This is a genomic window from Aquaspirillum sp., assembly GCF_055136605.1.
This window is the reverse complement of record NZ_JBSQVP010000031.1, coordinates 1-13,244: the sequence shown is the minus strand read 5'-3', so window position 1 is coordinate 13,244 and position 13,244 is coordinate 1. Positions and strand designations below refer to the sequence as shown.

The 13,244-nt window shown below is 47.8% G+C and carries 9 protein-coding genes; 5 read left to right on the top strand and 4 right to left on the bottom strand.

The genetic code is table 11. The annotated features are described in order from the left end of the window. Positions 1 to 147 precede the first annotated feature (147 nt). From ACTBZS_RS06960 to ACTBZS_RS06945, 4 genes are read left to right on the top strand one after another with little or no spacing between them, the layout of a single operon-like run. Positions 148 to 1,800 carry an HD domain-containing phosphohydrolase gene (locus ACTBZS_RS06960; protein WP_463043669.1) on the top strand — a complete coding sequence of 551 codons (1,653 nt, stop codon included), beginning with the start codon at positions 148 to 150 and terminating at the stop codon, positions 1,798 to 1,800. 2 nt (positions 1,801 to 1,802) lie between these two features. Further along, complete coding sequence (locus ACTBZS_RS06955) at positions 1,803 to 2,582, top strand: 3',5'-cyclic-nucleotide phosphodiesterase (protein ID WP_460430981.1); 780 nt, start codon at positions 1,803 to 1,805, stop codon at positions 2,580 to 2,582. A 35-nt stretch (positions 2,583 to 2,617) separates the two neighbouring features. Then, a complete protein-coding gene (locus ACTBZS_RS06950) occupies positions 2,618 to 3,955 on the top strand; it encodes a tetratricopeptide repeat protein (RefSeq protein ID WP_463043668.1) in 1,338 nt (445 codons plus the stop codon). 17 nt (positions 3,956 to 3,972) lie between these two features. Beyond that, the gene (locus ACTBZS_RS06945) at positions 3,973 to 7,383 is read left to right on the top strand and encodes a FecR family protein (protein WP_463043667.1); all 3,411 of its coding nucleotides are present in this window, start codon (positions 3,973 to 3,975) and stop codon (positions 7,381 to 7,383) included. Positions 7,384 to 7,424: 41 nt separating this feature from the next. Here the strand turns inward: ACTBZS_RS06945 and ACTBZS_RS06940 are convergent, their stop codons facing one another. From ACTBZS_RS06940 to ACTBZS_RS06925, 4 genes are read right to left on the bottom strand one after another with little or no spacing between them, the layout of a single operon-like run. Continuing rightward, positions 7,425 to 8,264, bottom strand: coding sequence for an HDOD domain-containing protein (locus tag ACTBZS_RS06940; protein ID WP_022654024.1), 840 nt, complete (start codon positions 8,262 to 8,264; stop codon positions 7,425 to 7,427). A gap of 18 nt (positions 8,265 to 8,282) precedes the next feature. After that, entirely contained in the window at positions 8,283 to 10,505 is a 2,223-nt protein-coding gene (locus ACTBZS_RS06935; RefSeq protein WP_463043666.1) for a CHASE2 domain-containing protein, read from the bottom strand. 11 nt (positions 10,506 to 10,516) lie between these two features. After that, entirely contained in the window at positions 10,517 to 11,527 is a 1,011-nt protein-coding gene (gene hemB, locus ACTBZS_RS06930; RefSeq protein ID WP_463043681.1) for a porphobilinogen synthase, read from the bottom strand. Positions 11,528 to 11,567: 40 nt separating this feature from the next. Continuing rightward, positions 11,568 to 11,720 carry a hypothetical protein gene (locus ACTBZS_RS06925; RefSeq protein WP_463043665.1) on the bottom strand — a complete coding sequence of 51 codons (153 nt, stop codon included), beginning with the start codon at positions 11,718 to 11,720 and terminating at the stop codon, positions 11,568 to 11,570. Between the two features lie 139 nt (positions 11,721 to 11,859). Between ACTBZS_RS06925 and ilvA the strand changes: the two genes are divergently transcribed. Further along, positions 11,860 to 13,244 (top strand): threonine ammonia-lyase, biosynthetic (gene ilvA / locus ACTBZS_RS06920; RefSeq protein ID WP_463043664.1); only part of this gene is annotated, 1,385 nt, incomplete at its 3' end.

The window sequence follows — 13,244 nt, the reverse complement described above, 5'->3', positions numbered from 1 at the left end:
TTGATGACAAAAAATTTCTCTAAGACGTTAAGTTAAAAAAATACTGATTCTCGAACAGAAATACGTACAATTTGGCATGGAATTGGCTCACCTCTGTTAGAGATGGGACGGTATCCGCTTGCTATCCCGATATTGAGAAAGCTAGGTATGACTGAGGTGACCTCTTCTGTGCGCGATATTGAGCGCATTCGGCGTTTGAACGCGATTGGTATTGCGCTATCGGCAGAGCGCGATCAAGCCCGTTTACTAGAAATGATCTTAAACAGTGCTCGCGATTTAACGGGGGCAGATGCAGGGACGTTTTATCTGTACGAACCTGAAGCCAAAGCTTTGCACTTTGCTATTGTGCAGAACGATAGCTTGAATATCCATTTGGGCGGTACCGGCGAACCGGTGGGGAATCGTTTTCCGGTGTTACCGCTGTATCAAGCCGATGGCACGCCGAATGAAAAGATGGTGGTGGCGTATGCGGTGCTGCATGATAAAACGGTGAATGTGCGCGATGCCTATACCGAACAGGGATTTGACTTTGCTGGAACCAAGGCATTCGACCAGCGTACTGGCTACCGTTCGTGCTCTTTTTTAGCCATTCCACTGCGTAATCATGAAGGTGAGACGATGGCCGTCTTGCAGCTGATTAACAAATTGGATGAAACCGGTAAAGCGATTGCTTTTGATAACACCGACCAAGAGATTGCTGAGTCTTTGGCTTCGCAAGCTGCCATTGCGCTGACCAATCAACGCTTAATTGCTGAGTTACGCAATTTATTTGATAGCTTTGTGCAGGTGATTGCCAGTGCGATTGACGCAAAATCACCGCACACCGGTGCCCATTGCCGCCGTGTCCCCGAAGCAACACTGATGCTTGCCGAAGCCGCCAGCCAGTCTGATTTGCCCGGGTTGGCTGATTTTTCGCTACAGGAAGCCGATCGTTACGAACTGACGACTGCTGCTTGGTTACATGATTGTGGCAAAGTCACCACGCCTCATCACGTGATGGAAAAATCCACCAAATTAGAAGCGTTTATCGATCGTATTGATATGGTGGCATTGCGTATTGAGATTTTACGCCGTGATTTACACATCGCACATTTGCAACGCTGTGTCACGGCGGCACAACAGGGCTTGGCTTTGCCTGAGGATGCATCGTTACAACATGAGCTGGCGCAGTTGGCCGCTGATTTTGCTTTCTTGCAACGCAGCAACAAGGGCGGTGAGTTTATGCGTGACGAAGATTTAGCCCGTCTTCAAGAAATTGCTGCGCGTTCTTGGGTCAATATGGCGGGTGATTGTCTGACCGCGTTGACCGAAGATGAATTGATGAATCTCAGTATTCGCAAAGGGACATTGAATGCTGAGGAAAGAAAAATCATGGAAGGGCATATGGTGATGACGATCAGTATGCTCGAACAGCTCCCCTTCCCAAAACATCTGCGTCGTGTTCCGGAATATGCGTGTGGTCACCATGAAAGAATGGATGGTCGAGGCTATCCCCGTGGGTTGACCCGAGAACAGATGTCGGTGCCTGCACGCATTATGGGGATTGCGGATGTCTTTGAAGCACTGACCGCCCATGAGCGACCCTATAAAAAGCCGATGCCGCTGTCGATGGCATTGACCATCATGGGCCGCATGGTAGAAGACCAACATCTTGATCCAGAGTTATTTGCTGTGTTTGTCGGCGAGAAAGTGTACTTACACTACGCTGAGAAATATTTGCAACCAGAACAAATTGATGAGGTGGATTTAAATAATTTACCCGGTTTACAGGCGTTGTGGCAGAAACAATATCAGGAATAATGATGAAAATTGAAATACTTGGCGCCAGTGGAGGGATTGGGAAAGGACTATACACCACCTGCCTACGTATCAATGACCATACACTAATCGATGCTGGAAGTGGTTTAGGTAATTTGCCCAATGAAGAATTGAGAAAAATTCAAAGAGTATTTTTAACTCATGCACATTTAGATCATATTGCATTTTTGCCATTATTGATTGATGTCTGTTATGAGTTTTTGCAAAAACCGATTGAAGTGTTTGCTTTACCTGAAGTCATTTCTGTTTTAAAGACGCATATCTTTAATTGGTCGGTGTGGCCCGACTTTACTGTGCTGCCTAATGCCGAACATCCGGTATTGAAACTGCATCCCGTGACGTATCCTCATCCTCTAGCAGCCGAAGAACTGAGGTTAACCCCCTTTTTGGTTGAGCATGTTGTGCCATGTTGTGGGTGGTTGGTGGAGGCGGATGGCGTGCGGTTTGCATTTACAGGTGATACCACAGCAAATACCAATTTGCTCAACACCCTAAATGGGTTAGGCCGTTTGGATGCTTTAATGATTGAATGTGCCTTTCCTGATCGCTTGGCCGATTTAGCGCATCTATCAAAACACATTACCCCAAAATCATTATTTCATTTACATGAAAAAATGCAACATCCTTGCCCGTTGTGGATTTCTCATTTAAAGCCCTCACAAACTGAGGAAATCACGCAACAACTACAGGATTATTTTCCAGAAAATGGCTATACCTTATTGCATCATGGGATGGAAATGATGCTGAATAAAACCTCTGCTTAATTTCTCTTTCTTGTTTTCTTTTGGAATCGATTGCTATGCGAAGCCGTTTATCTTGCCTCTGTGCCGCTCTGTTACTGTTCAGCCATGTACCGATAGCTACGGCAGAAAATCTAAACGATCGTTTAAACTCGGCAATGGAAGAGATTAAGAGTGGTGAGTATAAATCAGCGATTTCCCGCTTAAAGAGTGCAGAAGCTCAGTTTGCCGGCGATCCTGATTTTGATTATTGGCTAGGTGTGGCATATCTACGCGATGCGGATTACGCCAATGCAATTTTTGCATTAGAGCGGGTGATTGATAAAAACCCTAACCATGCTGGTGCAAGGATGGAGTTGATCCCAGCTTATTTGCAACAGAATATGGATTCGCTGGCCGAACATGAAATTAAACAAGTTGAAAAGCTCAATCCGCCTCCCGCTGCTCGCGAAGCCTTGGCTCAGTATCGCAAGATTATTGACCAGCGCCGAGAAGGGAAGAAATTTGAGACACGGGTGGTGATGGTGGGGCTAGACGTTGGGTATGACAGCAATGTCAGTAGCTATCCAGCCACAACTTTACTGCTTCCAGTCTTTAACTTGCCGATTCCGCTTGCCCCAAGTGGTAGCAACTTTGCCAATGCCCGTTTTGCCTATTGGCAAAAATTTCCGCTGAAGAATGGTGATTGGATGTCCGCCAGTGTGTCGGCGTTGGCACGGCGTAACCAAGACGAATTTGCCAAGCAATACGATATGGATATCGTGCAAGTGCGGGGTGAATATAACGCAGAGTTTTCCGCTGAACGCAGTTTGCGTTTTGCCGTTGAAGCGAGTCAATTATGGTTGGATGGTGAAAGTTATCGGACGCATCAGGGCTTGGCGGTTCGCTGGCAGCAAGGGCTAGATGATAAGTGGTCATGGTACAGCGAAGTAGGCGTGCGTGATTTTGATTTTGAAGAAAGCGTCAATAGCTATCGTGCACCGTGGGGGATGTTGGGGGTTCGTTATCGTCCCACCAGTGGCACGGTGTGGGAAGCTAGCCTAGAAACAGAAAAAGAATTGGCTGAGGCAAAACGGATTAACGGTGACACGTTCCGCGTTCGTGCCAATGTCAGTTTTGAACATCAATTGACCCAACAACACCGTTTCGGTTTGGATTTTCATGTTGCCGATGTCCGACACGACCGTGATTATCTTGCTGGCACGCTCTATAACAAAAGCCGAAGTGATATTTCTCGCCGCGATACCGTCTTTGAATATGGTGCGAACTGGACATGGTATGCCACACCCACTTGGCATTGGGCGCTGCGTGGCCAAAGTCGCCACCAAACCTCTAACCTCGATTTTTATACCTATCGTCAAAACTTGATGCAGTTGTCCAGCACCTTCTTCTTTTGATGTAAAGAGATTACCTGATGAATACCGCCCTTGCCCTTTCCTTGGTTCCTCTGCGTGGCCGTTCGGGTCATAGCTTACGTTTATTGTCTGGTTGTTTGTTGCTGGCACTCTCAAGTGGTATGGCCCTTGCCGCTAATGATCCTGCGGCAAATCTGTTGTTTGTGCATGGCGAAGTCAAAATTATTGACGTTAAAAATAAAGAACGTCCTGCTGCACGTGGTGCACAACTGTTTACCAAAGAGTTGGTGCGGACGGGTGCAGCTGGCTCGGCACAAGTGAAATTTACTGATGGTACCTTGGTGGCGTTACGACCCGGGACGGAATACCGCATTGATGACTATAAAGAAAATCCCAACAACCCCAACACGGAAAAGCAAGCTTCCACTTTATTAAAAGGCAGTTTGCGTGCCATTACCGGCGCGGTGGGTAAGCGAGTGCCTGCTAATGTGACGTTTAGCACACCAGTGGCGACGATGGGGATTCGTGGCACTGTGATTGGTTTGATTTACGTCCCACCAGAAGGGTTGCCTGAATTGCCAGATGTGGCACCGGGTACTTATGCCTTGGTGACGACAGGTCGTGCTGAATTGACCTCGGGGGGCGGTAGTTTGCCGATGGTAGCGGGGGATGTAGTGTATGTACCTGATGCCAAGAGTGTGCCACAACTGGCACCGCAGTTTATTCGTCTGTTTGAGAATTCAGATCAAACAGTGCCAGCGAACGCCAATCAACAAAGCAGCAGTCATAATCAAGGGGGTGTGAGTGGCGGTGGCTCCGGTGGTGGTAGCGGTGACAGTGGTTCATCCGCAACCAACCCTCCGTCAGATTTACCACCGGCACCCCAACCCGATCAGGGAAATACACCTAGATCGGGTGACCAGTTTGGTCAGGACGGGGGGCCACAATCTATCTTGACCGGTGCGACACAGGAAAGCCGTACTACAGAGCAGTTAGGACGGTTACCCAACACCAACCCGCCTGCACCAGCCCCTATACCACAACCCACTCCGGTGCCTGTACCAACGCCTGTTCCCACACCAGAACCGACTCCGGTACCTGTACCAACGCCTGTTCCTAAGCCAGAACCCACTCCGGTGCCTGTACCCACACCAGTTCCTAAGCCAGAACCCACTCCGGTGCCTGTGCCAACACCAGTTCCTACACCAGAACCCACTCCGGTGCCTGTACCCACTCCGGTTCCAACACCCACACCAACACCAGTTCCTACACCCACACCTCTCCCAGTCTTAAACGGCGATAGCGGGGTGATGTCAATTACTGGACCTGCAGGGACTGCAGTCGCACCGATGGCGGGTCGAGTTCGTCCCCTGTCGAATGGTGAAAATGGTGAAGGAGAGCCATTGCCTACTTCATCCAGTGTCAGTCAACCCGGTGTTGATATTGGGATGCCAACTTTTAAGCTTCAGGATAATAAGCCTGTTTTGACGAGTATTCCTGGTAAAACTGCTGCCGATACTGCGGTATTTGAACCATTGGCAGATAAACAAGCTTACGGGATAGGGTCAGATACAACAAATAAAATTTATTGGGGATATTACCGAGGGGGAGAATATATTACATCGGCTGCGGCAGGTAATGCTGGAAATTATCACTATATTATTGCCGAAAAGATTTTGCCTGTAGCAACATTTACAGCCGCCAACACAGATTCTAATATAAGAGGGTTAGGTGTTAGAGCCTTTCAGGTTAATCCTGCTTCAATTGTCTTTACGAAAACCGATTCAACCCAATTTTCTATTGCAAACTCCTCAAAAATTTATGTTGATTTTTCCTCTCCTCTGTTCACTGTTGCATCAGGGATTAACTTGTCTTTCAATGGTGAAAGCAGAAAGGTAAGTTTCTCTTCCTCTTTGCAGGATCTATATGGAGCAGGTTGGGATGCTCCATATATCGAGTTCCCTGATTCAGTGTTTGCTGATTTTAATATTAAAGGGAGTATGGTGACAGGAGGAAGCTCACCAGACGCACTAGCATTGTCATTTAAATTTAACGCTACTCCTAGTTTTGAAGCTTATGGGACATTCTCATTTAATAGACAGAGTGACTCTTATTATGTTTACGATTTAGATAAAACCAAGAATAGCCAAACTAGCTTGCCTTCTCCTAGTGATGACCTTTGGGGTAATACCAGCAAAATAAAAGAGGCTGGTGAAATCATGTTAGGTGGCGTAGATGGTCAAAAATACAAAATTGCATGGGGTTATTATGATGCAGGCGACTTAATGCAAAATACCTACTACGGTTTAGGCTCGATAGACAGTAGAAATCATTTTATTACCTCTAATCTTGTTTTTTTAGGGACTGGTAATATTCCTACATCCGGAGAGAGAAGCTACTTTTTGCGTGCGGGAGGTAAGTTATATCAAGACGGTGTGTGGAAGTCACAAATTAGTCCAGATTCGTGGTTGGGCATCAACTATGCCTCTCAACAAATTTCTGGTGCAATTTCAGTGGACAATGCACCGTCAGTAACAGGTTACGCTGGTACTTTCTCATTTGCTAATGTGTCTTTGACAGACATCAGTAATGACTATCCAACTGTATCAATGAGTTACTCTGGTTCTGACTTTAATGCATCTGGACACTCAATTTATGCAGGAAAAATTGGAGATCCTGATGCAGTGATGACAGAAATTGACGGTCTGGCAACCATGTTAAAACTCTCCCATAACTCGGGAGAATTATTATATGGTTCTGGATTGTTTTATCGATTACCTGATCCTTATAAAAATGCTGTACTTGAGCTGGATAAACCAGATTATAAAATTAGGTTTGATGATATTGAAGGAAGTAAGCGTTATTATGCAACAAAAGAGGATACCCCTCTTCTACACGCGATACCTGCCTCTTATCGTTCAACTACAGTTGTAAGTGGTAGTGGTACGGATACAATTACTCATAATATTTCTTGGGGTATTTGGGAGGGATCATCTCTTGGATATACAACTGATTCATCTAGAGTTTCTGGTTGGACGGATCTATCAGATAATCTCTATGTGATAAATACGACTTTACCTTTAACAACTAATTTGCCCACAGCAGGAAGTGCTACATATAGTCTAATGCCTCTTGTATCATCATTAGATAGTGGTGACTTAACTGGTGGTACGATTACTGCTAATTTTACCACTCAGAAAGTCAGTGCAGATTTGAGTTTTTCAATGGCTGGTATTGATTATAAGTTAATTAATGCTGATCAAAGCCTCGCTAATTTACAAAAAAATTCAGGTGTCCCTTTAGACGTTAGCCTTGCACCTTCTGCTACAGGAGTAAGTGAATTTCTAAATAAAGGCAATATTAAAGGTCGCTTTTTAGGTGTTGATGCTCAGGTGTTAGCAACAAAGATCGAATTAAGAAAAACAGATGAGGTAACAAAAGTACAAGGTATCGCTATTTTCAATAAATAAACTGAAAAAATAAAAAGGAGCCAAGTCTGGCTCCTCTTTATTTAAATCCCCTTCAACAAAAACGCTTCTCGAATATCTGCCATATAACCTGTTAGCGCTGCTTGTCGTAAACCAAGCTCATCTAAAGCGTCCGCGCCAACAGTATCCCATGTTGGATTACTGCTGCGGTGAATATCAGCATGGCAATGAATCGCTAACTGCAAAATCGCGACAACGGTACGAACTTCGCCTAAATCTTCATGTGGCACTTCGTTATAACGCAAAATGGCCTGCGCCACGAAATTAGGCAAGCGCCAATGGCGAGCGACTAAATAGCCAATCGTGCAATGATCGACATTAAACCGCTTATCTTCCTCTTTCACCGAAGGTTGATCAAAACCTTCTGCCAAGAGTGCATTGGCGTAGTCAGGGAAGCGTTGCATCAATACCGGCACACCACATTCCAAGAAAATCCCTGTCATGTATGCCTGATCGGGAAAAATATTACAGACCGTTACCCGATCTTCCGCAATAATCGCGGCTAATTGTGCAATTTCTCGCGAACGAGTCCAAAAGCGGTGAAATGCTAGACGGCTGGCAGCAGGTACTTTATTCGAGATAGCGATAGCACGCACCAAGTTAATCGTTTGCTTGAGGCCTAGCCGCACCAAAACCTTCTCTAAGGTATCAGGTGCACTGGCACGACAAAAAAGCGGGCTGGCTGCCACTTTAAATAACATGCCTGAAATACCGGCATCCCGTGCAATCAAAGTGGCGAGCGAAGCCGCGTCATAATTGCCATCCTGCATCCGTTCATTCAGCTCGAGCAAAATGTCTGGCTGGGGTGGTAAACGTATCCCTTTTTGCAATAAATCTTGCAGGGCAGCTTGTTCGTCAATCAACGTCAACTCCTGATGTGCTTATTTTTCAGTGTGTGTCCAAACCCCATCCCAATCAGCTGCGGGTGGAGTGGATAAGTAATGTTGTGCGCGTTCCAGATAAATCGCGGCTAATTTGTTATGGCTATCTTGTTCGTACAACGCAGCAAATATATGCTGTGCTTCGGCAAATTGGCCTTGGTGATACGCCTGCAGTGCAGCTTGGTGTTGCTGTAGTTGCTGTTGCTGTGTGGCGGTAAGACTGTTGCTAGGGCCAAGCGGTTCTAAAATCCATACCGGTTGACTGCGGCCTTTTACGCGGACTTTGTCCACTTGTCGATACGACCAATCGGGGACTAAAGCAGCAGTGGTTTCACTGACTAAAATTGATACCCCATAGGGTTTGGTGAGGCCTTCGATCCGAGACCCGAGATTGACGTTATCCCCCAATACGGTATACGCCATCCGGAAGTTTGAGCCCATGTTGCCGACGTTCATCGGCCCACTGTTTAGACCAATACCCATCGCCAGCGCGGGTAAACCCTCGGCAGTAAACTCACGATTGATGTCATGTAAGGCTTTTTGCATCGCAAATGCCCCTTCTAGGGCATGGCGGGCGTGGTCGGTATCGCGCAGCGGCGCCCCCCAAAACGCCATAATGGCATCCCCCATATACTTATCAATCGTGCCCCGATGATCGTGAATGGCGCGGGTGAGTGGCGATAACAGGCGGTTCATCACCGTTGTTAACTGGGCCGGTGGGATTTTCTCGGAGAAGCTGGTGAAACCACGTACATCAGAAAATAACACCGTCAGTTCGCGTTCTTCGCCTTCCAAACCCAACGCCTCTGGTTTATCCATCATGTCTTCTACCAATTCAGGCGGGACATATTGCCCAAAACACTGTGTCACCCAGCTTTTCTCGCGACTTTCTCGCCATAAGTTAAACAATAGATGTAACAGCATCAGCCCAACTAGCAACACCAAACCCGATGCAACAGGTAATAGCCACCCCTGTTGCCATGCCCAAAGATTGCCCCCAACCCACGCCGCCAATAAAACCAAACTACCGCTAAATAAAGGCAGCGCGGACAGTTTTGGGTAGAGCCAAGTCATGACCAGACCCAGCGAGAGTAAAGCCATAAACTCTGCTCCAAACACCCACGGTGGTGCAGATCGGAAGTTTTGCTGTAATAAGCCAGCCAATACGCTCAGGTTAATTTCTGGCCCGGGATACACGCTTTGTACTGGGGTGGCCCGTAGGTCTAACAAACCGGGGGCAGAGGAACCAAGAATTGCCACTGCACCATTTAATCGCCCTGCTTTGACCCGTCCAGCCAAGACATCTGCCGCAGGGATATAGTCAAAATGACCACGCTGACCAAAGTACGGTACAAGCACTGCGCCATGACCATCGACCGGAATCCGAAAGCCGCCAACATCAAGGGCCTCTAACTGTGCTTGGCCACCGCCCTGCACAATCTCTGCGGTGATGGCTGGTTGTCCGAGTAATTGATGAAACATTGCCAAGGGTAGGCTAGGGTACCAACCCTCCTGCCAGCGTTGTAACAAAGGCACTCGCCGAAAAACACCATCGTCATCCACCATCGGATTGTCAAAGAAACCGCCACCAGCGGCGGCTTGCTGCAATAGGTTGAGGTTGCCGGTGTAGCGTTCTGGTTGTGGCCAAGCAATCTGTTGCAGCTGTGCCGGTGGATTGGTCATGGGGACCGGTGACGGCAAACCACCGGATGAATCGGGATCACCCGCTGCTTTACGGGCTTGAAAGTAATACCCCATCACCACTGGATAGCGTTTGAGCGTGTCGGCGAAGACTTCATCCCCCGACGGCGGCGGGGGGATATTAGCTAACTGTGGATGGCGGGTTTGATGACGTTGCCAACGTTGGGCTAACACATCGCCTTCTGCCTCGGCAAATACGGTGTCCATGCCCAACAAACTGATCTGTTCACGTTCAAATAAGGCAGTCACCAACTCGGCCACTCTCTCGCGTGACCACGGCCATTGGCCGACCTCTTTCAAACTGTTTTCATCAATATCAATAATGACCAGCGAGGGATCTTTCGCACCAGATAAGGTGGCTTGCACCCGTAGGTCATAGCTTAACCATTCCAACCGTTGCAGCGCTGTCGATGACCACCAACCCAACATCTGTCCGAGTACCAAAACCAAGAGCGCAACACTGGCTAAGCGTTGCCAAATCAGCAACTGGGTCGATTGTGGGCGGGTGTGGGTGGTAGTCATCCTCGATTTCCTTAGGCGGTTCGACTTTGTAAAGCGCGTGCAGCTTCTAAGGCAAAATAGGTCAAAATCCCATCTGCTCCAGCGCGTTTAAAGGCCATCAGGCTTTCTAACATCACTTTTTCTTCGTCTAGCCAACCATTTTGTGCCGCCGCTTTGAGCATCGCATATTCGCCTGACACTTGGTAGGCGTAAGTCGGTACGGCAAATTCGTCTTTGACTCGCCGAATCACATCTAAATAAGGCATCCCCGGTTTCACCATCACCATATCCGCCCCTTCTTGCAAATCGGCAGCGATTTCATGCAAGGCTTCATTGAGGTTAGCCGGATCCATCTGATAGGTTTTTTTGTCGGCTTTGCCGAGGTTACCTGCCGAGCCAACTGCATCACGGAACGGGCCATAAAAAGCAGAGGCGTATTTGGCGGCATACGACAAAATTCGCACATGAATATGCCCAGCTTGTTCCAGCGCATGACGCAGCGCACCAATTCGACCGTCCATCATGTCCGAGGGGGCAATCACATCTGCCCCTGCTTCGGCATGACACAACGCTTGTTTGATCAAAATTGACACGGTTTTATCGTTTAAGACATAACCATTTTCATCAATCGGGCCATCTTGACCATGACTGGTATAAGGGTCGAGTGCGCCATCCGTGATGACACCCAACTGAGGAAAAGCCTGTTTTAGGGCTTTCACGGTGCGCGGTACCAATCCCTCTGGGTTCCATGCCTCATCACCATCGGGGGTCTTACCCGATTCGATCACAGGGAATAAAGCCAAGGCAGGAATGCCTAAGGCGACTGCTTCGGCTGCTGTTTTTAATAATTCATCGATACTTTGCCGATACACCCCCGGCATCGAATTCACTGCTTCACGCCGCCCGTGTCCTTCTAAGACAAACACCGGATAAATCAGGTCATCGCTGGTTAACGTGTGTTCACGCATTAATCGGCGCGAAAAATCATCCCGTCGCATCCGACGAAAACGGGTGGCAGGAAAGCTGCGTTGTGGAAAAAACATCGTCATCCTTTCTCAAACTCAGGCACGCAAAGCCGCCAGTTTAGTCGTCCTCTTCTGTTGGGGATAGTTTTGTGGTGGGTGGCAAACGAGGTGGGGGTTCGCGTCGAGCTAACCGCGCCAACATACCAATCACCGTGATGATGGGGGCTGCAATAATCCACACCCAAAACCAAGTTTCTTGTAAAAGAGACATTTTAACTAATCTTGATAATTTTAATGAAAATTTACAACTCGCATGATGCAATTTCGTCCGCTATTTGGCTATCGAAACAACAAAATCCTGTTATGCTTGTTGCAACTGCACAATTTGTTCACCTCTTTTGCTGACTATCATGATCACAGATTATCTTGAACGTATCCTGACATCCCATGTGTACGATGTCGCAACGGAAACCCCGCTCGATCCTGCGCCTAATTTATCGCGTCGCATTGGCAATACCGTTTTATTAAAACGTGAAGATCTCCAACCCGTATTCTCGTTCAAAATTCGCGGCGCTTATAACAAAATGGCCAAACTCAGCAGCCAAGAGTTAGCCCGTGGGGTGATTACTGCCAGCGCTGGCAACCATGCCCAAGGCGTGGCGCTGTCGGCTCAAAAGCTAGGTTGTGAAGCCACGATTGTTATGCCACAGACCACACCGGCGATTAAAATTGATGCTGTCAGTCGGCGCGGTGGCAAGGTGGTGTTGCATGGTGATTCCTACTCTGACGCTTATCAACATGCGGTAGAACTGACCCGTAAAACCGGCGCAACTTATATCCCACCCTTCGATGATCCTGATGTGATTGCGGGGCAAGGTACCATTGCTATGGAGATTTTGCGCCAACACACACGGCCAATTCATGCCGTATTTGTGGCGATTGGTGGGGGTGGATTGGCTGCTGGGGTGGCGGCATATATCAAGCGGCTGAAACCAGAGATCCGTGTGGTTGGGGTGCAAACCTATGATTCTGATGCGATGGCGCGTTCTATCGAAGCCGGTCACCGTGTTGAATTAAAAGATGTTGGCTTGTTTTCCGATGGGACGGCGGTGAAACTGGTTGGCGAAGAAACTTTCCGCCTGTGTCGTGACTTATTAGATGAAATCATTCGTGTTGATACCGACGCGATTTGTGCAGCAATCAAAGATGTATTTGAAGACACGCGCTCGATTTTAGAACCGGCTGGTGCGCTCGCGTTGGCTGGGTTAAAAGCCTATGTTGAGCGTGAACAGTTGGCCAATCAAACGTTGGTGGCAGTGGCCTGTGGCGCTAATATGAACTTTAGTCGTCTCCGCTTTGTTGCAGAACGTGCGGATGTTGGTGAGTTTAGAGAAGCTGTGTTTGCGATTACCATTCCAGAGGAGCGCGGATCCTTTAAGTCCTTTTGCAAAATGCTAGGCAAGCGTAATGTCACGGAGTTTAATTACCGCATCGCCCATCAAGACAAAGCACATATTTTTGTAGGTATCTCGACACAAAAGGCGGGCGACAACAAATTGATTGCGCAGTCCTTTCGGAAGGCTGGTTTTGCAACCATTGATCTTAGTCATGATGAACTTGCAAAAGCACATTTACGTCATATGGTGGGTGGTAGCTCCCCGCTAGCCAAGGATGAACTGCTTTATCGCTTTGAGTTTCCAGAGCGCCCGGGGGCACTAATGCGCTTCTTAGACAGTCTTGCCCCTAACTGGAACATTAGTCTCTTCCATTACCGCAATCATGGTGCCGACTATGG